Annotated in this window: 15 protein-coding genes; 2 read left to right on the plus strand and 13 right to left on the minus strand. The window is 74.9% G+C overall.

Annotated features, from left to right (window positions below; genetic code table 11):
* From metK to ACFWP3_RS32420, 5 genes are all read right to left on the minus strand, one after another.
* A partial coding sequence (gene metK / locus ACFWP3_RS32400; RefSeq protein ID WP_384228173.1) for a methionine adenosyltransferase occupies positions 1 to 818 on the minus strand: 818 nt, incomplete at its 3' end.
* A 162-nt stretch (positions 819 to 980) separates the two neighbouring features.
* Positions 981 to 3,092, minus strand: coding sequence for a condensation domain-containing protein (locus ACFWP3_RS32405; RefSeq protein ID WP_384228175.1), 2,112 nt, complete (start codon positions 3,090 to 3,092; stop codon positions 981 to 983).
* A 121-nt stretch (positions 3,093 to 3,213) separates the two neighbouring features.
* The gene (locus ACFWP3_RS32410; RefSeq protein ID WP_384228177.1) at positions 3,214 to 4,053 is read right to left on the minus strand and encodes a 4'-phosphopantetheinyl transferase family protein; all 840 of its coding nucleotides are present in this window, start codon (positions 4,051 to 4,053) and stop codon (positions 3,214 to 3,216) included.
* A 56-nt stretch (positions 4,054 to 4,109) separates the two neighbouring features.
* Complete coding sequence (locus ACFWP3_RS32415) at positions 4,110 to 5,879, minus strand: acyl-CoA dehydrogenase (protein ID WP_384228180.1); 1,770 nt, start codon at positions 5,877 to 5,879, stop codon at positions 4,110 to 4,112.
* 22 nt (positions 5,880 to 5,901) lie between these two features.
* On the minus strand, positions 5,902 to 6,861 hold the full coding sequence (locus ACFWP3_RS32420; RefSeq protein WP_384228182.1) for an aromatase/cyclase: 960 nt from the start codon (positions 6,859 to 6,861) through the stop codon (positions 5,902 to 5,904).
* A gap of 260 nt (positions 6,862 to 7,121) precedes the next feature.
* Here ACFWP3_RS32420 and ACFWP3_RS32425 point away from each other — a divergent pair, with 260 nt between their 5' ends.
* The gene (locus tag ACFWP3_RS32425; RefSeq protein ID WP_384228184.1) at positions 7,122 to 7,886 is read left to right on the plus strand and encodes a thioesterase II family protein; all 765 of its coding nucleotides are present in this window, start codon (positions 7,122 to 7,124) and stop codon (positions 7,884 to 7,886) included.
* A 16-nt stretch (positions 7,887 to 7,902) separates the two neighbouring features.
* Here the strand turns inward: ACFWP3_RS32425 and ACFWP3_RS32430 are convergent, their stop codons facing one another.
* The 4 genes from ACFWP3_RS32430 to ACFWP3_RS32445 all read right to left on the minus strand — a co-directional run bounded on the left by ACFWP3_RS32430 (position 7,903) and on the right by ACFWP3_RS32445 (position 11,943).
* Positions 7,903 to 9,543, minus strand: a complete 1,641-nt coding sequence (locus ACFWP3_RS32430; RefSeq protein ID WP_384228186.1) for an FAD-dependent oxidoreductase — start codon at positions 9,541 to 9,543, stop codon at positions 7,903 to 7,905.
* A gap of 13 nt (positions 9,544 to 9,556) precedes the next feature.
* A complete protein-coding gene (locus ACFWP3_RS32435; protein ID WP_384228188.1) occupies positions 9,557 to 9,871 on the minus strand; it encodes an antibiotic biosynthesis monooxygenase family protein in 315 nt (104 codons plus the stop codon).
* A gap of 91 nt (positions 9,872 to 9,962) precedes the next feature.
* Positions 9,963 to 10,277 (minus strand): antibiotic biosynthesis monooxygenase family protein, encoded by a 315-nt coding sequence (locus ACFWP3_RS32440; RefSeq protein WP_384228190.1) that lies wholly within the window; start codon positions 10,275 to 10,277, stop codon positions 9,963 to 9,965.
* Between the two features lie 55 nt (positions 10,278 to 10,332).
* Positions 10,333 to 11,943 carry a class I adenylate-forming enzyme family protein gene (locus ACFWP3_RS32445; RefSeq protein WP_384228192.1) on the minus strand — a complete coding sequence of 537 codons (1,611 nt, stop codon included), beginning with the start codon at positions 11,941 to 11,943 and terminating at the stop codon, positions 10,333 to 10,335.
* 362 nt (positions 11,944 to 12,305) lie between these two features.
* Here ACFWP3_RS32445 and ACFWP3_RS32450 point away from each other — a divergent pair, with 362 nt between their 5' ends.
* Positions 12,306 to 13,769, plus strand: coding sequence for a condensation domain-containing protein (locus tag ACFWP3_RS32450; RefSeq protein ID WP_384228194.1), 1,464 nt, complete (start codon positions 12,306 to 12,308; stop codon positions 13,767 to 13,769).
* A 259-nt stretch (positions 13,770 to 14,028) separates the two neighbouring features.
* On the opposite strand, the gene ACFWP3_RS32455 is transcribed toward ACFWP3_RS32450, so the two are convergent.
* From ACFWP3_RS32455 to ACFWP3_RS32470, 4 genes are all read right to left on the minus strand, one after another.
* A complete protein-coding gene (locus ACFWP3_RS32455; protein ID WP_384228196.1) occupies positions 14,029 to 15,312 on the minus strand; it encodes an FAD-dependent monooxygenase in 1,284 nt (427 codons plus the stop codon).
* A 39-nt stretch (positions 15,313 to 15,351) separates the two neighbouring features.
* On the minus strand, positions 15,352 to 16,608 hold the full coding sequence (locus tag ACFWP3_RS32460; protein WP_384228198.1) for a beta-ketoacyl-[acyl-carrier-protein] synthase family protein: 1,257 nt from the start codon (positions 16,606 to 16,608) through the stop codon (positions 15,352 to 15,354).
* Entirely contained in the window at positions 16,605 to 17,336 is a 732-nt protein-coding gene (locus ACFWP3_RS32465; protein ID WP_384228200.1) for a thioesterase II family protein, read from the minus strand. The genes ACFWP3_RS32460 and ACFWP3_RS32465 overlap by 4 nt, the downstream gene beginning before the upstream one ends.
* A gap of 147 nt (positions 17,337 to 17,483) precedes the next feature.
* Entirely contained in the window at positions 17,484 to 18,305 is an 822-nt protein-coding gene (locus ACFWP3_RS32470; RefSeq protein WP_384228202.1) for a BTAD domain-containing putative transcriptional regulator, read from the minus strand.
* Between the last annotated feature and the right edge of the window lie 132 nt (positions 18,306 to 18,437).

The raw sequence follows: 18,437 nt of genomic DNA on the forward strand, positions 1-18,437 counted from the left end.
GCCATGCCGCCGTACGTGTCGATGATGATCTTGCGGCCGGTCAGGCCGGCGTCGCCCATCGGGCCGCCGATCTCGAAGCGGCCGGTCGGGTTCACGAGCAGGCGGTAGCCCTCGGTGTCCAGCTTGATGCCGTCCTCGGCCAGCTGCGCCAGCACGTACTCGACCACGTGCTCCTGGATGTCGGGGGTCAGCAGGCCCTCGAGGTCGATGTCGGAGGCGTGCTGCGAGGACACGACGACGGTGTCGAGGCGGACCGCGGTGTCGCCGTCGTACTCGATGGTGACCTGGGTCTTGCCGTCGGGGCGCAGGTAGGGGAGCGTGCCGTTCTTGCGGACCTCGGACAGGCGGCGGGAGAGCCGGTGCGCGAGGTGGATCGGCAGCGGCATCAGCTCGGGGGTCTCGTCGGTGGCGTAGCCGAACATCAGGCCCTGGTCGCCGGCGCCCTGCTTGTCGAGCTCGTCCTCATCGCCCTCGACCCGCTGCTCGTACGCGGTGTCGACACCCTGCGCGATGTCCGGGGACTGCGCGCCGATGGAGACGGAGACGCCGCAGGAGGCGCCGTCGAAGCCCTTGGCGGACGAGTCGTAGCCGATCTCGAGGATCTTGTCGCGGACCAGCTGCGGGATCGGCGCGTAGGCCTTCGTGGTCACCTCGCCGGCGATGTGGACGAGACCGGTGGTGATGAGGGTCTCGACGGCGACGCGGGAGGTGGGGTCCTGGGTGAGCAGGGCGTCGAGGATCGTGTCGCTGATCTGGTCGGCGATCTTGTCGGGGTGGCCTTCGGTGACGGACTCGGAGGTGAACAGTCGGCGGGACATAGTGCTCCAGGGTGGGAGAGGACGCTCGGCCCGTGGCAGAGCGGCGGTGGGAGAGCGGACGGAAGAGGGTGCGACGGCCCGCGCCGGCGGGCGGCGGCCGCGGGGCGGGCACACCTCCCCGGGGCCCCCGGACGGAGTCCGGGGGAGGCAGCCGGGGAAGGCTCAGCCGGGCCTGGCGGTCGCGGAGGTGAGCGCCAGGGTGAGGGCGCGGGCGGAGTCCGGGCCGCCGTCGGCGGCGCCGGCGATCACGACGAACGGCGGGTACCAGCCGTGCGCGGCGATCCGGTCGGCGATCTCGCAGGCGAGGGCGCCCGCTCCGGAGAAGCAGGCCAGTACGAGGGGCTCGCCGGCGGCGAGCGCGGGGCGCAGCCCGGTCAGGAAGTCCGCGGCGTCCGCCGGTGCGCTGAGCGTGGCCAGCGCCTCCGGTCCCTGGTGGAGACCGGCGAGCCCCTCGTAGCAGTCCGGAGCCGCGCCCGGCGGCGGGACCAGGCAGATCGTGCCGGCGCCCGGGTGGGCGGCCTCGCGCAGCAGGCGCAGCGCGCCGGTCGGCCGGATGGTGACGGGGGGCACGCGGGCCCCGGAGAGCAGCCCGAGCGCTTCCGCGACGGTCGTGGACCCCTCGGCGGAGAAGGGGAGTTCGCGCAGCAGCCCGGCGGTCTGCGACAGGATCAGCGCGGCCGCGTTGTCGGACAGGCGGGTGCGGTCGTGTACGGCGGTCAGCACCAGGGAGCCGTCCGCCTCGTGCCGGGCGGACAGCGTGAAGGGCACACCGGTGAGCGGGCCGACGGCCTCGGGCGGGTCCACCCGGACGCCCTCGGCGGTGAGCTCCTCGCGGTACGCGTTCTCCCCGTATCCGTACCCGTACCCGGACCCCGGCCCGTAGCCGCGCTCGCGCTGCGCCGGGGGCTCGAACACGATCAGGGACTCGGTGATCCGGCCTGCGGCCGGGGAGGTGCCCGCCCACGCCTGGATCTGGCCCGCGGACACCCATTCGTAGGCGGCCGCGTCCAGCACCCGGCTGGTCAGGTCGTCGAGCAGCCGCCGCACGGTCGAGGCCGGGTCGACGACGACGTGCACCGGCAGCGGGTTGCGCATCGGGCCCGGCAGCGCCTCGGCGCCCTCCAGGAGGATGCCGCGGCCCGAGACGGTGGCGGCGAAGGCCACGGGGCGCGGGCTCGCGTCGAGGTCGGCGGCCGGCCGGTAGAGCTGGAGGGCCCACGCGGCGTGCAGCGCGGTGCTCTCGGTCGCACCCCACTGGGCCGCCCATTCGCGCAGCCGGACCGCCTCGGTGGCGGTCAGCGTGTGCCGGGTCCGGCCGTGGCCGAGCCGCCCGGTGGTACGGGCCGCGGGCCGGGCGGGCAGGGTCGCGACTCCGGGCGCGGGCGCGGCCCGCGACCAGTACGCGCGGGCGGGTCCCAAGTCCTGGGCGCCCAGCCAGTGCAGGTGGTCCCGTACGTCGGGGCGGCGGTCCCCGCCGGGCACCCGGCCGTCGGCGAGGTAGGCCCGGTAGAAGGCGCCGAGCAGGGTGCGGATGCTGCTGCGGTCCAGCAGCACCTGGTGATAGGTGATCAGGATCCGGGTGGAGCGCGCGTCGCCGCCCCGCGCGGCCGGCGGGTCGTCCAGCAGCGCGATGCGCAGCGGTCCGGGACGGCGCAGGTCGAAGGCGCGGACGCGCTCGTCGGCCAGCAGGGTATCCCAGTCGGTCTCGTCGTGCCGGTGGCGCAGGATCTCCACGGCGGCGTGCGGGTGGACGGCGATCCGCGGGCCGGTGTCGCGTACGGGCCGGGCCAGCGCGGCGCGCAGCACCGCTTCGCGGTCGGCGAGCGACTGCCAGGCCGCGGTGAACCGGTCGGCGTCCAGGGGCCCGTGCCAGCGCCAGTACACCTGCCCGACGTGCAGTCCGGCGCCGGGCCGGGCCAGCGTGTCGAGCAGGACGTCGCACTGGAGCGGGGCGGCGGGGGCCGTGGCCAGGACCGCTTCGGGCGCGCCGACGGGGCCGGGCCGCCCGGAGTCCGGGCCGCCGGCGCGGCGGCGCGGGCGGGGCGGGGTGTCCCCGGAGTGCGGCGCGGCCAGCAGGTCCGCGAGGGTACCCGCGGGGAACGGCAGCGGGGGCACCTCGAGGGTGTGGTGGGTGTCGGTGTGCCGGTGCAGCGTCGGGGTGCACGGCGGCAGCGCCGCGAGCGCCGCCTCCAGGGCCCGGTGCGTGAGCGGGCCGTGGAGGTCGAGCGAAGGCGGCGGTCCGGGAGTGACGATCACCGTCACGGGCGCGGCCATGTGCTCCCTCCTCGGTCGGCTGTGTGCAACGGGCATGGACATGGACATGGAAAGGTCCCGGAGTATGCGAGCGGCGGCCACACGGCGCTGACGCGCCGCTGACACGGCCTGCTCATCCGGTTCACGCGCGGGCCAGGCCTTCCTCGACCGCGCCCATGAAGCCCTCGTCGAGCATGGTGTGGACGGCGGTGTCCCGGGCGGCGTCCAGCCCGGTGTCGTGGCAGGCCACGCTCACCAGGTAGCGGTCGGCGAGCACCGGGAAGGTCGCGAACGCCCACTCGCCGCGCGAGGCGGGGGAACCGTCGGGCGCGAGCAGCCGGCCGCTCTCCAGACCGAAGCCGAACTCGGTGAAGCCCAGCCGCAGTCCCTGCCCCAGTGCCTTGGTGTAGGCCTCCTTCAGGGTCCACAGCCGCAGCAGCTCGGAGGTCTGGCGGTCCTGGGACATGCGGGTGAGCTCCGCGTGTTCCGCGGGGGTGCACATGTGGTCGTGGAACAGCTCGAAGGAGATCTTGCGCTTGGCGGATTCCGTGTCGACACCGATCCGGCCCGTCCGGCTGACGCCGACCACGATCAGGTCGTCGGTGTGGCTCAGGCTGATGTCTATCTGGTCGAATCCGCGGATGTACGGCCTTCCACCGATTTTGTACGCGAGGTCGAGCGCGGCCGGTTCCGTCCTCAAGGCCGCGGCGGCCGTGTACTTCACGACCATGCGGGAGGCGACGAAGCAGTAGCGCATCGCCGCGTTCTCGGTGCGCCGGTAGCGCTGCCAGTCCCGGCCGAGCAGCGGGCGCAGCTCGGAGTCGGACAGGGCCGCGGTCAGCCATTCGCCCCAGGTGGCGAACACGACGGCGCTGCCGTCGCGTTCGAGGTTCTCGCGCACCCGGTCCCAGGGCCCGCCGGGTCCGGAGACGTGGATCGGCGGCGCGATGGTCCGCTCTTCCCATGCGGTCTCGTGAGGCATGGACTGGTTCCCTCCCTGGATGTCCCGGCTCCCCCGCTGGTCGTCGTTCACTGGTCTCACTGGGTCAGCTCGCTGCCGTCGAGGTCGCAGCTGAGGCCCCCGCGGTAGCGGCGTATGAGCTCGTCCAGCACCTGGTGCAGGCAGCTCTCGGGCAGGTCGGGGACGACGATGCCCAGCCGCCCGGCGAGCCGGGACAGCGCGAGGACCGCCCACGCGGGGTCGGCGAGGAAGGCGTCGGCGCCGTCCTGCCCCTCCCAGATGCCCAGTACGGCGGCGGCCGCCTGCACGATCGCGTACCGGTCGCTGAGGATCACCGCGGCCGGATCGGTCAGGGCGGCCCGGGTGGCGGGCAGCGCCGCGCATTCGGAGCGCAGCGCCCGCAGTTCGTTGACGAAGCCCTCGGCGAGGTCGCCGAGGACGGCCATCTGGCCGCCGACGCCCCGGGTCGCGGCCAGCCGGCCGGCCGACCCGATGAGCGAGGCGGACAGGAAGTCCTCGCCGCTGGCGATGCCCAGCAGCCGGTAGTCGAGCACGGGCAGGGTCGCCCCGCTGCGGAACAGCTCGGGCGGCGGCTCCTCGGCGAGGAACCAGGAGCGCTGGGCGAGGCTGCGCAGCTGGGGGACGATCACGGCGTGGCAGGCGGCCGTGCCGGCGTGGCCCAGGCCCGCGACGGGCAGGTCGCGCACCAGCTTGTCGACCGATCCGTACTGCGGGCTGCCGTGTTCGTAGCCGTGCGCGCCCAGTACGGTGGCGAGCTCCTCCAGGCTCTCGCGCAGCAGGTCCGGCACCACGTACTTGACGGCCGCGGCCAGGATGTGGGCGCGCTCGGGCAGCAGGCTGAGCGAGCGCAGCGCGACGGTGGCCATGCTGTCGCAGGCCAGCAGGTCGGCGAAGACCCCGGCGAGCGGCTTGTGCCAGCGCTTGGCCACGGGTGCGCTGCGTCCGGTGGACGCGGCGCGCACGGCCGAGCGCAGCACGGTGTCGGCGGCCGCGATGGCGACGCCGGGGATGAGGCAGCGGTTGACCTGGAAGGTGCGCAGGGCCAGCGAGACGCCTTCGCCCGGGCTGCCGACCAGCGCGTCCCCGGGGACCGGGCACCCGGTGAACTCCAGGCCGGAGAAGATGCCACCGCGCATGCCGGGGGTGGGCACGCGGGGCAGGTGCCGGACGCTGCCTTCGGGCAGCTCCGCGGGGTCCAGGAGCAGGACGGAGTGGCTGCGGGGGCCGCGTTCGGGCGCGGTGCGGGCGTAGACCACGTACGCGCCCGCCCGCGACGCGTTCATGATCACGTCCTTGCGCCCGTCGAGGGTGTAGCCGCCGCCCGGATCCGGGGTGGCGACGAGCTCGTCGCGCAGGATGGCGTTGGCGTGGGCGAGTTCGTGGTGGACGATCGAGGCCCGTCCGCCGCCGAGCAGCAGGTCGGCCGTCCGCTCGCGCTGGCGTGCGGTGCCGGCGGCCCAGACCGGCGCGGTCGCGAAGAGCGAGGTGATGCCGAAGCCGAAGCCGAGGGCCAGGTCCCGGCGGAAGACCGGGCGCAGCACCTTGGCGAGCAGGTCGGCGCGGGTGAGGCGGCCGCCGAACTCGGCCGGGACGAACTCGGCCGCGAGTCCGGTCCCGGTCAGCAGCCGTTCGGTGGCGGCCGGCAGCTCCCCGCGGGAGTCGGCGGCGCACAGTGCGGCGATGCCGTGCGGGTTGGCGGGGTCCTCGGGTGCGCCGAGGAGGGCCTCCAGCCGGGCCGCCCGGCGCAGCGCCGCCGCCTCGTGGGAGGCGGAGGCGGAGGCGGGCGTGGCCGACGTCTCGTCCGGGGCGTGCAGGGAGGTGGTCATGACGGTGTTGATCAACTCCCGTTCAGAGGGTCCTGATGGTGGATTCCGCGTGCCGTTTGGCGAGGTTCAGGACGGCGGCGCTCTGCCCGGAGAGCAGTTCGCGTACGTGCCGACGCGCCTCCTCGATCCCGGCGCCCCGGCCCAGGACCGCCTCGGCGGCCTCCGCGCGCAGCAGCACGTTGTGCCGGGCCAGGACGGTGACGCCCGTCTCGTCCGGGACCACCGACCACTCCCCGGTGTGCGCCTCCAGCAGCAGCGGGGTCCGCGTCTGCTTGTGGACGATCCGGAAGGCGTGCGGAAAACAGATCCGCACCTCCTGCGTGGTCTGCGGCGTCCGGTCCGCCGCGGACACGGTGTCCATCGAGACCACCTGCACACCGGGCCGCTCCTCGGCGACGTCGGCGCGCGCCACGTGCGGGACCTGGCCCGGCCAGTCCGCGATGCCGTACAGGAAGTCGTAGACCAGCTCGGCCGGCCCCTTGACGCGTACGGTCTCCTCGACCGTCAGCAGCAGGGAGTCCAGCTCGGTCCAGCGTTCGGCGGTCTCCTTGAGCCGTGCCAGCTCGGCCCGGCTGTTGTCGTCCGTCGCCCGCTCCACCCAGGACAGGTCCTCGGGCCGGTCGTCGGCGACGGTGAACTCGTGGTCCAGCGTCAGCCGCGAGCGTCCGGTGCCCAGCGCCTCGACCGACCAGCGGCCGCCCAGCGACAGGGCGGGCCCGGCCGGGACCTCCTGGTGGAAGTCGATGCGGTGGGCCTGCGCGTCCAGAGTGCGGCGCGACAGCCAGGACTTGACGGTGCCGTTGGCGGTCACCCACATCTGGAACCGGTCCCGGATCCCGTCGAAGTCGAGCCGTTCGACGTGGATGCTCGGCGGTACGAACAGCGGCCACTGGGTGGTGTCCGCGATCAACCCGTAGACCACGCCTGCCGGCGCGTCCACCTCCACCGAGTACGTCCTGCGGTGCACTCGCTCACCCGTCATCGGCTCAACCTCTCTCGCCCTGGCTCTCGACACTGACAAGATCCGCCGGAGACCCGCTTGAATCCCTCTCGACCTCCAGGCCCCCTCGAGGGTCCGGACCGCGCCACGGCCGCAGAAACGGCGGAGATCCGGTCGAGACTCGTTCGAGCGGACGGCCGCCCCGGCGGGTCCGGGGTTTCGCCCGGCCGCCCCGCCCGGCACCCTGGAACAGGTCATCAGGAGTGACCGGGAACGATCGAGAACGGCGAGCGGAGAAGCAATTGAACGGGCCCAGCGGCGATCCGGAGTGGTTCCGCGTCTTCAGTCCCGCCCCCGACGCGGCCGTGCGCCTGGTCTGCCTGCCCCACGCGGGCGGCTCCGCCAGCTTCTACTTCCCCGTCGCGAAGGCGCTCTCGCCCTCGGTCGAGGTGCTCGCCGTGCAGTACCCCGGCCGCCAGGACCGGCGCATGGAGCCGCTGGTCGAGGACATCGGCACCCTCGCCGACCGGATCGCCGACGAGCTCACCGCCTACCGGGACAAGCCGCTGGCCCTCTTCGGGCACAGCATGGGAGCCGTCCTCGGCTTCGAGATCACCCAGCGCCTCGAAGAGCGCGGTGACGGCCCCGTCGAGCTGTTCGTCTCGGGGCGCCGCGCCCCCTCCGCCCCCCGTCCCGAGCGCTGGCACGGTGCCAGCGACGCCGAACTGGTCGCGGAGATCAAGTCCCACCAGGCGGCGGGCTCCGAGCTGCTGGACGACCCGGAGATGCGGGCGATGCTGCTGCCGACGATCCGCGCCGACTACAAGGCCGTGGAGACGCACGTCTACCGGCCCGGCGCCGCGGTGCGCTGCCCCGTGACGGCGTTCACCGGCGACGCCGACCCCAAGGTCACCGTCGAGGAGGCGCTGGCCTGGCAGGAGCACACCGCGGGCGACTTCCACTCGGAGGTCTTCACCGGCGGGCACTTCTACCTCAGCGACCACATCACCGCCATCCTGCGCACCGTCTCGGCGCGGCTGAACGCCTCGCTCGCCGGCGCCGTCTGACCGCCGGGGGGCGGTTTCAGACGGCGTCGGCGGGCTCGCGTTCCCGCAGGGCCTCGGCGCCCAGCGGGGCCAGCGCCGTACGCAGGATCCCGCCGGTCAGCGAGGCCCCGCTGGCGGCGAAGTACCCGTCGGGCCGGATCAGCACCCAGCCGCCGGGCACCAGGCCCAGCTCCTGGCGCAGCCGCCCGTCCGGGTCGGCCAGTGCTCCCGGGCCCTCGCCCGGCGCCCCGCCGACCGTCCGCACCGACAGCCACGGCCCGTACGCGGCCGCGGCCTCGGCAGCGGCGGCTCCGGCGGCGGCCGGGCCGCCCGCGGCGTACAGCAGGGACCAGCGGGTGTCGCGCAGTTCCGCCTGGAGCGCGTCCGCACCCGGGTCGCCGGGGAAGCGGGCGGCGGCGGCCGACGCGCGGCTGCCGGCCGGGGTCGCGGTGCCGGGGTCCGGGAGGGTCAGCGAGGACTCGGGGTAGGCCAGGCGCAGCCCGGACATGCCGCCGAGCACCTTGCGCTGGATGGCCCGGCGCAGCGGCGGGACGTTGCGCACCACGCCCATGACGACCGGCAGCATCACCCCGGCCATGACGTTCTTGAACTGGACCAGGAAGGTGGCCGTGCGGGTGCTGCCGAGCAGCGCCTTGCCCACCGGCACGCGCTCCTCGCCGTAGGTGTCGAGCAGTTCGCGCCCGGCCCAGCCCTGCTCGACCTGCGCGAGCTTCCACGCCAGGTTGTACGCCTCCTGCACGCCGGTGTTCATGCCCTGCCCGGAGGCGGGGCTGTGCACGTGGGCGGCGTCGCCGGCGACGAAGCAGCGGCCCTCGTGCATCCGGGGCACCATGCGCTGCTGGAAGGTGAAGACGGAGGTCCACTGCGGCTCCCCCACGCTCACGCTCTGGCCGAGGCCCGCGCTGAGCTTGGTCCCGAAGCGGCTCGCAACGCTGCCCGCCGCGTCACCGGCGGGCGCCGTGTCCAGCAGCCGCCAGTGGCCCTCGCGGCTGTACGGCACCATCATCATCGCCTGCCGGCCGGTGTGCACCCAGTAGATGCTGTCCTGTGCGAGGCCGGTGACCACCGGCGCGTCGGCCAGCTCCCAGGTCTCGCTGGACTCGCCGAGCAGCGGCAGCCCCAGCTGCTTGCGGACCGTGCTGTGGCCGCCGTCGCAGCCGACCAGCCAGGGGACCTCGTACTCCTCCCGCGTGCCGTCCGCCCGTTCCAGGCGGGCCCGCACCCCGGAGGGGTCCTGGGTGAGGCCGGTCAGGCGCACGCCCCATTCGACGCTGACGCCGAGCCGGGCCACGGCCTCGCGCAGCACCGCCTCGGTGCGGGTCTGCTCGATGATGACCGTGTACGGGTAACGGGTGGGCATGGAGGCGTAGTCGGCGTCGAGCCGCACCAGCCGGCGCCCGCGCGCGAACATCGTGAAGGCGCGGTTGTGGCGCCCGGCCTCGATGACCGGCGCCACGACGCCCATCTGGTCGAAGGTCTCCAGGGTGCGCGGGTGCACGGCCACCGCGCGGCTGGTGCGGGCGGGCCCGTCGGCTCCGTCGACGAGCCGTACCCGCAGGCCCCTGCGGGCCAGTTCGTGGGCGGCCGTCAGACCGACCGGCCCGGCGCCGACGACCAGGACCTCGGCGGCCCCGCTCCCCGTCCGGGTGCCGGTCACGTCCCGGGCCTGATCAGGCATAGGTGCCGGCCGCGTCGAGGCGGGCGCCGACCGGGACCACCTCGTAGAGGCCGGCCTCGGTGGTGACGAGCGGGGAGAGCTTGGCGGCGAGGGCCTGGAACTCCGCGCTGCCCACGGCGGCCTCGTACTGGTCGAGGTCGTTCCAGTGGGCGATCTCGATGAAGAGGCCGGGCTGGCCGAGGTTGCGCAGCGTGCGGTTGCCGACGTGGCCCTCGGTCGCGGCGAGGTGGGCCGTCACCGGGTCCTTGGCGGCCAGGAACTCGTTGATGTCGCCGACAACGGTCATCTTCTTGATCAAAGTCACCATGGTGGGTCTCTCCTCAAATCGGGGTGGCAGCGGTGGGGATGGAAAAGGGGGGACGGCCCGGGATGCGGGATCCGGGATCCGGGATTCCGGATCAGGCGTAGGTGCCGTCCTCCTGCAGGCGGGCGCCCGCCTCGACCACCTCGTAGAGGCCCGGCTCGGGCGTGGCCAGCGCGGCCAGCGGGGCGACGAGGGAGCGGAACTCCGCGCTGCCCACGGCGGCCTGGTGGGCGGCCTGGTCGTCCCAGTGGGCGACCTCGACGAAGACGCCGGGCTCGTTCAGGTTGCGCAGGGTGCGGTTGCCGATGTGGCCCGGCTGCGAGCTCATGAAGGCCGTGATCGGCTCCTTGGCGGCCAGGAACTCGTTGACGTCGCCCTGCACGGTCAGCTTGTTGATGAAGGTGGTCATGGTCTCTCCTCGGGTAGCGGCGGGTGGTGGTGAAGACGGTGGACGGTACGGCGGATCAGGCGGCGGCCTCGGCTGCCGCCCGTTCGTGGAGGGTGCGGCGCAGGCCGCGGCGCTCGGGCTTGCCGATGGGCGTGCGCGGAACGGAGTCGACGACCTCGACGCGGCGGATCTGCTCGAAGGGCGCGAGCTGTTCGTTGGCCCGGACCACGATCGAGTCGACGACGTCCAGCAGTCCCGGGGCGGTCGGCTCGCGCAGCACGATGCCCGCCCACACCAGGGCCCCGTGTACGGGGTCGGGCCAGCCGACGACCACGCAGTCGGCGACGCGCGGGTCTTCGGCGATGATGCGCTCGACGGCGGTCGGCGAGACGAGTTCGTTGTCGTACTTGAAGACGTCGCCGAGCCGGTCCACGAGGAACAGCACGCCGTCCGGGGTGACGTAGCCGACGTCGCCGGTGGAGAACCAGCCCTCGGCGTCCAGGTGCGCCCCGCTGTCGTCACCGAGGTAGCCGGTCATCACCTGCGGGCCGCGGACCTGGACCTCGCCGGTGCTGTACACGTCGACCGGCGCCCGGGAGGCGAGGTCGACGATCCGGCACTCGGTGCCCGGTACGGGCGCGCCGACCGAGCCGGTCAGCGGGTTCTCGGGGTCCTGGCTGTGGGCGAGCGGGGAGAGTTCGGCCATGCCGTAGCCCTGGACGACGGGGACGCCGAGCCAGTCCTGGAGCTGCCGGGTGGCGGCGGGGGACAGTGCCGTGCCGCCGGACAGCACGGCCCGCAGGCGCAGCCCGGCGGGCGGGGCGGGCGCGTCCGCGCCGTCCTCGCCGCCGGTGCGGACGGCGGCGGCGAGCTGGTGCAGGCGGGCGGGCAGTCCGTAGAAGTGCGTGGCGCCGCTGCGGGCGGCGAGCTCGAGCGCGGCCAGCGGGGCCGGTGCGGCGCACAGCACCTGGCGGGCGCCGGCGTACACCGCCGAGTTGAGGTGCATGACGTGGTAGAGCGGCAGGTGGTTGAGGGTCACGCTGTCGCTGCCGAGGCCGTGCACCTGCGCGATCTGGGCGGCGTTGGCCATCAGGTTGCGGTGGCTGAGGCGGACCCCGCGGGGCAGTCCCGTGGTGCCCGTCGTGAACTGGATGCAGGCGTCGGCGGCCAGATCGGCGCTGCCGGCGGCGGACGCGGCGGCGGGACGGCCCTCGGGGACCCGGCCCAGGGCGACGGCCACCGGCACGGTGTCCGCGGGCACCACCCCGTCGGGCGCGTCGATCACCAGGATCTCGGCGAGGGCGGGCAGCCGTTCGCGCGCCTTGACGAGCAGTTCGGCCGTCGCCGTCGGGACCAGCGCCACCTCCACCTCGGCCGCGGCGCACACGTGCACCAGCCCGGCCTCCTTGATCAGCGGGTTGACCAGGACGACGGTGTTGCCGCTGCGGACGGTGCCGTAGTAGGCGGCGGCGAAGTCCGCGTCGAGCACGTTGGCGACGCCGACCCGGGCGCCGCGGCGGCCGAGCCGCTGCTCCAGGTAGGCGGCGTACCGGTCGGCCCGGTCGTCGAGCTCGGCGAAGGTGACCTCGTCCCCGCCCGCGACGATGGCGCAGCCGCCGGGGTCGCGTACGGCGGCCCGGCGCAGCAGGGCGTCCAGCGGGAGTTCGGGATGCGTGAATCGCGGCACGGTCTTCCTCACTGGTCGGACGGCTGGCGGTCGGGTCGGTCGGGACGGTTCTCGGCGGACGGCTCGGGCGGAGCGTCGGGTACCACCGTCGGCCTCGGTGCTCGAAGGAGCTTCGAAGCGTGCTCAAGCCGCGCCACAGCACGGGTCTGGATGGTTGTCGGGCGGCGGCCGGAGACGGCGGCCGCCACGCGTGAGACGGACGGGCGCCCGAGGAGTCGGGCCGCTGCCCGCGGCCGCCCCGCCGCCCGCGCGACCTCGCACTACGCACTGCCCGGAACCCAAGCCGGGGGTGCCGCGCCCGGCCCGCCGGGCCGGAAGGCGGCGAGCCCCGCGGCGCTGATCGCCGAGGAGGCGTTGCACCGATGGTGACGACGGTACTGATGGACGAATCCGGCACTCCGGCCCCGCTGGCGGCGGACGCCGATCCCGAGCACAGACCCGGACCCGGGCCCGAGCCGGAACCGAAGCGGAAACGGGAGCCCGCACCCGAACCCGAACCCGAGCCGGACCTCGTCCCGCGGCTGCCCCGGCCGGCCGGTCCCGGCCCCTGGCGGTTCGCGGCCTCACCGGACCAGGAGGCGCTGTGGGCCGGACTCGCGCACCGGGCCCGCCCGCCGGTGGTGACCGGGACGCTCCGGCTGACGGGACCCCTGGACGCACCGGCCCTGGCCGCCGCCTGGCGGGCCGTCACCGGCCGGCACGAGATCCTGCGCAGCCACTACCGCGTGCACGAGGGCCGCCTCACCCAGGTCGTCCCCGTGCGGGCCGAGCCGCCCGGACCCGTCGCGCCCGCCGAGGTCCGGCCCTCGCAGGTGCCCGCGGCCGTCGCGGCGGAGCGGGAGCGGGCGTTCGACCCGGCACGCGAACCGCTGGCCCGGCTGCGGCTGCTGCGCCTGGCACCGGGCGACCACCTCGCCGTCCTCGTCCTCCACGAGCTGATCGCCGACAGCACCACCCTCGGCCTGCTCGTCTCGGAACTCGCCGCCGCCTACCGCGGCGCCCCGGCGGACCGCCCCGCCCTCCAGTACGCCGACCTCGCCGCCTGGCAGCAGCAGCGCGCCGTACGGGGACACCTCGACGAGAGCACCGAGTACTGGCTGCGCCGGCTCAACGGCGCGGAACCGGCCGTCCTGCCCTGGGACCTGAGCGCACCGGGCTCCCCCGGACACACCCCGGGCGCCGGCCGGGCGCTGTCCTTCCCGCTGCCGCAGGAACTGTCCGCGAAGATCGCGGAGGCCGCCCGCCGGCACCGGGCGGGCGTGCAGGTGGTGGGGCTGGCCGCCTTCCAGCTGCTGCTGGCCTGCTGGTCGGGCCAGCGCGACATCAGCGTCCGCGGGCCCGTCCCCGACCGCGGCCGGGGCGGCGGGCAGCGGATGCTGGGCCCGCTGTCCCGTGCGGTGGTGCTGCGGTCCGACCTGACGGGCGCGCCCTCCTTCGGCGAGGTCGTCGACCGGGTCCGGCACACCAGCGCCTGGGACTTCGCGCACCACGAGGTGCCGCTGGAGCCGGTCGCCGCGCAGCTGCGCCGGCCGCGGCTCGCGCAGCAGCTGGGCGAGGTGCAGTTCGGCGCGGGACCGGCCGCCGACGGGCCCCGCTGGAGCGCCGCCTCCTGGGGCGGCCGGCTGCGCGCGGAGCCGTTCACCTCCGCTCCCGCCCCGGCGGCCCGGCCCCTGACCCTGCTGCTGCGGCACGACGAACGCGCCGCGCACTGCGTGTTCACGTACGACTCGTCCGTGTTCTCCGAGGCCCGCATCCGCCAGCTGCGCGCCGACTACTTCGGGCTCCTCGGCGATCTCGCCGACCACCCGAAGGCCCGCTTCCGCTGACGGGCCCGCGGCCGGCCCACGGTCATCCGCCCGGCCGACCCGGCCAGCCCGGTCAGCCCGGTCGACCCGGTCAGCCCGGCCGACGCGGTCAGCCCGGCCGACGCGGTCAGCCCGGCCGACCCGGCCAGCCCGGCCGACGCGGTCAGCCCGGCCGACGCGGTCAGCCCGGCCGACGCGGTCAGCCCGGTCGGCGCGGTCAGCCCGGCCAGCCCGGCCGACCCGGTCAGCCCGGCCGACCCGGCCGACCCGGCGCCGGCGGTCAGCCCGGCCGGTGCGCCGCCGCCGCGGTGAACAGATCGGTCCGTACCGCCACCGGATCGGTCCCGTACGCCACCTTGCGCGTGATCTTCCCCCCGATGGGGGTGCGCGTCACCAGCCCGGCGGCACGGGCCAGCGCGAACCGGGCGAACGCCCCGTCCGCCCCGAACATCGCGCGCGCCTGCATCCGCTGCATCCGGTGCACCGCGGCGGCCGCCGCCGCCCGGCGCCGGACGTACGGTTCCAGGCCCGCGGCCGTGACCGCCCCCCGGCCCAGCTCCGCCACGAGCACGGGGTGCAGGGCGGCGGCGTCCTGGAGCCCGAGGTTGATGCCCTGGGCGCCGATCGGGCCGTGCGTGTGCGCGCCGTCCCCGATCAGGACGAGGCCGTCGCGGGTCCACTCCTCGGCGTGCGAGGCGAACACGTCGAGCAGGGTGAGCTGGCTGAGCGAGGTCAGCTGCTCGTGCAGCAGGTCCGCGAACTGCGGGAGCACCCGGGCCAGTTCGTCGCGGATCTGCTCGATCCCGCGGCCCGGCCGGCTCCATCCGCCGTGCGGCAGGGTCCAGCCGATCCGCAGCCGGTCCGGGTGGCTGTCCTGCACCAGGACCGCGCTGCCGCCGGCCCGGTGCACCCGGACCTTCCCGGTGGCCCGGCCCGGCGCGTGCAGCGAGAACCACACCACGTCGTGGGCGAAGGAGTCCGAGCGGCCCGCCCCGATCCCGGCCAGCGCCCGGGTCTTGGAGAACCGGCCGTCCGCGCCGACCACGGCCAAGGCGCGGACGGTGACGGGCTCGCGGTCGGGCCCCCGGGCGACGACCCCGGTGCACGGGCTGCCGGGCCGCCGCTCCAGCAGCGCCGACACCCGGTGGCCCTCCAGGTGGGTGAAGCCGGGCAGCTCCCGGCAGGCGTCGAGGAGTTCGGCCAGCAGATGGGGCTGCGGCAGGGCCAGCAAGTGGTCGTACGGGGCGGGCAGCCGGCCGTAGTCGATGTCGAGCAGCACCCGCTCGCGGTCCAGCACCTGGAAGCCGGACAGGGCGAGCGAGCCGCGGGCCCGCGCGGGGCCCAGGACACCGAGCTCGTCGAGGATCCGCTGGCCGCCCGGCTGGAGGATCTCGCCGTGGAACTCCCGGCGCAGGGCGGTGGAACGCTCGATCAGCGTCACGCGGACGCCGGAGCGCAGCAGCATGAGGGCCAGTGCCAGCCCTGCGGGCCCGGCGCCGACGACGCACACGTCGGTCCCGGTCTCGTCGGCTGCGGTGGCGGGGCACGGATCGGGGTGGTCCATGGGGTGTCCCTCTGTCGTGGGTCGGTCCGGCCGGTCAGGTCAGGCGGTCTCCGGCCGGGTCAGCACGAGCGCGCTCTGGAAGCCGCCGAATCCGCTGCCGAGGGCCAGCACCGCGCTCGTGTGCTGGTGCCGGGCGGTCCCGGGCACGTAGTCGAGATCGCACTCCGGGTCGGGGACCCGCAGGTGCGCGGTGGGCGGCACCGTTCCGTACTCGATCGCCAGGGCGCCGGCGGCGGCCTGGAAGGCGCCCATCGCACCGAGCGGGTAGCCGGTCATCGAGGCGATCGCGCTGACCGGTACGTGGCGGGCGTGCCGGCCCAGCGCGCGCTTGACGGCCGCGGTCTCGTGCCGGTCGCTCTGCCGGGTGCCCGAGCCGTGCGCACTGACGTACTCGACGGCGGACGGGTCCAGGCGGGCCTCGTCGAGCGCCGCGCCGATGGCCGCGGCCAGCTCCGCGCCGTCCGGGCTGAGCCCCGTCATGTGCTGGGCGGAGGCCCGGCTCGCGTAGCCGGAGAGCTCCGCGTACACCCGCGCGCCGCGCCCGCGGGCCCGCTCCCGCTCCTCCAGGACCAGGACGGCCGCGCCCTCGCCGAGCACGAACCCGTCCCGGGTCCGGTCGAAGGGCCGCGCCGCGCTCGACGGGTCGGCGTTGCGGCGCGAGGTGATGCGCACGGTGTCGCAGCAGGCCATGACGGCCGGGGAGATCGGGGCCTCGGAGGCCCCGGCGAGCACGACGTCCGCACTGCCCTCGCGGATCAGCTCGGCCCCGTGGCCGAGCGCGTCCAGGCCGGCCGTGCAGCCGCCGGCGACGAAGGAGACGGGCCCCTGCGCCCCCGCGTCCCGGGCCACTTCAGCGGCCAGCGAACCGGGTACGAAGTAGTCGTACAGGTGGGGCACGGCCCGGGCCGGGTCCACCAGCCAGCGCGCGCCGACGTTGCTGGCGACGGCGTACTCCAGGCTCAGCTCGGTGGCGCAGCCCAGCGCGCTGCCCAGCGCGACCCCGGTGCGCAGCGGGTCGAGGCCCGGATCCGCCCCGCTGTCGGCGAGCGCCTCACGGGCCCCGGCCAGCGCGAACTGCGTCACCCGGGCGAGGTCCACGGCCTGCCCCGCGCCCAGCCCGTGCTCCCGGGCGTCGAAGTCGATCTCGGCGGCGACCCGCGAGCGCAGCGGCCTCGCGTCGAAGGAGGTGACGGCGCGGGTGGCGGAGCGCCCCGCGGTCAGCATCGACCAGAAGCCCTTGGTGCCGCCACCGCCCGGAGCGACCACCCCGATACCGGTGATGACCACGCGCCTCAACGCCCGGACCGCCCCACCGTCCGGCACGCCTGCCCGAGCAGTCCCGGCAGTTCGCCGTCGCGTACGAAGAAGTGTCCGCCGGGCACGGTGCGGGACTCGAAGCCCTCCGTCGTCCAGTCGCTCCAGCCCCGGAGCACCTCGGGAGGCCCCACCGGGTCGTCCTCGCCGGCAACGGCCAGCAGCGGGACGGGCACCGGGCCGCCGGTGGCCGGGTCCAGGGCGGCGGTGCGCAGCGCGGCCGCCAGCCGCAGGTCGTCGCGGAGCACGGGGAAGACGAAGCGGTGCCACACGCCGGGGGCGACCCCGGGCGGCACTCCGTCGAATCCCTCGAGGATGCGCATCAGTTCGTCGTCGGGGGCGTCGGCGGCGAAGGCCGCCCCTCCGAACACGTCGGGCGGCGGTACGGCGCCTATCACCAGCAGCTCGGGCAGCGGCAGTCCCGCGTCGTGCAGCGCCCGGGTGAGCGTGTAGGCGATCAGCCCGCCGAGGCTGTGCCCGTACAGGACGTACGGTCCGGGCGGCTGCTCCTTGAACAGGTCGCGCAGATCGTCCAGGAGGTCCTCGCGGGTGGTCACGCGCGGCTCGCGGCGCCGCCCGTCACGGCCGGGCAGCAGATGGGGCCGCGGGGTGACGCCGGGGCCGAGCTGCTCGCTCCAGCGGTGGAAGGCCGAGGTCCCGGCTCCCGCGTGCGCGAAGCACACCAGCCGCACGTCCTGTTCCCGTGCCATGCCCCGTCCTTCCTCGCCCACCGTAACCACCCCACCCTGACCAGCCCCGCTCGAGGCCGGGTCGAGCGTGACCCGGATCCGGGTCACGCCGCCGCGGACCGCGGCCGGAGGCCACCGCCCGCGGTCCCGGCGTTCCCGTACCGCACCTCAGGCCGCGTACAGGTCGAACGTGGACCCGCGGCGCGGTCCGGCCGGCACGTCGAGCGCCGGATCCACCGTCAGCATCGCCTGGTGCAGGCGCTGGAGCTGCGGTGAGGGTTCCACCCCGAGGTCCTCGATGAGGCGCATCCGCAGCTTGCGGTAGACGTCCAGCGCCGTGGCCTGACGGCCGGAGCGGTAGAGCGCCACCATGGCCTGCGAGTGCAGGCCCTCGTGCTGCGGGTGCCGGGCGATCAGCTCGGAGAGCTCGGCGATCAGCTCGGTGTGCCGGCCCAGCCGCAGGTCCACGTCGATGCGCCGCTCGACGGTCACCAGGCGGCTCTCCTCCAGGCGCATGACCTCGATCTCGAGGATCGGCCCGACGCGTACGTCGACCAGCGCCGGCCCCTGCCACAGGGCGAGCGCCTGCCGCAGCTTGGTGGCGGTGCGCTCGTCGTCGCCCTCCTCGAAGGCGCTCTGCCCGTCGGCCACGAGCCGTTCGTACTCGTGGACGTCCACGCTCTCCGGGGCGATCTGGAGCAGGTAGCCGCCGTGGCGCGTGGCCAGGACCTCCTTGGCCCCGTTCGGGTCACCCGGCCCCATGGCGGTGCCGAGCCTCCTGCGCAGCTGCAATATGTAGGTCTGCAAGGTGGTGAGCGCGCTCTGGGGCAGGTCGGTGCCCCATACCTCCTCCATCAGAGTCGGTACGGGCATCACCCGCCCCGGGTAGAGCGCGAGCAGCGCCAGAATCTGGCGCGGCTTGCCGGCCGTCGGAACAATCGAGCCCCCGTTGACTTCGGCACTCAACGGACCCAGAACCTGAATCTTCACGGTTTCCTCCGCACGTCGTCGAGTTCCCATCGATTTCAAGCCTTCGACTGAGGCACAGTAGCGGGATCCAGGGCAACACCCCTCAATTTCTTGAGCGTCTGTCGACCACACCTCCAACTTCGGCGTTTGCCC

This window comes from Streptomyces sp. NPDC058525 (genome assembly GCF_042719495.1).
In the GTDB taxonomy this organism is placed as follows: Bacteria; Actinomycetota; Actinomycetes; order Streptomycetales; family Streptomycetaceae; genus Streptomyces.

What these genes read in the sequence shown, in the direction of transcription:
- ACFWP3_RS32465 (WP_384228200.1), bottom strand. Translation starts at nt 17,336, where the DNA reads ATGGCACGGGAACAGGACGTGCGGCTGGTGTGCTTCGCGCACGCGGGA.
- ACFWP3_RS32440 (WP_384228190.1), bottom strand. Translation starts at nt 10,277, where the DNA reads ATGACCACCTTCATCAACAAGCTGACCGTGCAGGGCGACGTCAACGAG.
- ACFWP3_RS32405 (WP_384228175.1), bottom strand. Translation starts at nt 3,092, where the DNA reads ATGGCCGCGCCCGTGACGGTGATCGTCACTCCCGGACCGCCGCCTTCG.
- ACFWP3_RS32415 (WP_384228180.1), bottom strand. Translation starts at nt 5,879, where the DNA reads ATGACCACCTCCCTGCACGCCCCGGACGAGACGTCGGCCACGCCCGCC.
- ACFWP3_RS32450 (WP_384228194.1), top strand. Translation starts at nt 12,306, where the DNA reads ATGGTGACGACGGTACTGATGGACGAATCCGGCACTCCGGCCCCGCTG.
- ACFWP3_RS32455 (WP_384228196.1), bottom strand. Translation starts at nt 15,312, where the DNA reads ATGGACCACCCCGATCCGTGCCCCGCCACCGCAGCCGACGAGACCGGG.
- ACFWP3_RS32435 (WP_384228188.1), bottom strand. Translation starts at nt 9,871, where the DNA reads ATGGTGACTTTGATCAAGAAGATGACCGTTGTCGGCGACATCAACGAG.
- ACFWP3_RS32420 (WP_384228182.1), bottom strand. Translation starts at nt 6,861, where the DNA reads ATGACGGGTGAGCGAGTGCACCGCAGGACGTACTCGGTGGAGGTGGAC.
- ACFWP3_RS32410 (WP_384228177.1), bottom strand. Translation starts at nt 4,053, where the DNA reads ATGCCTCACGAGACCGCATGGGAAGAGCGGACCATCGCGCCGCCGATC.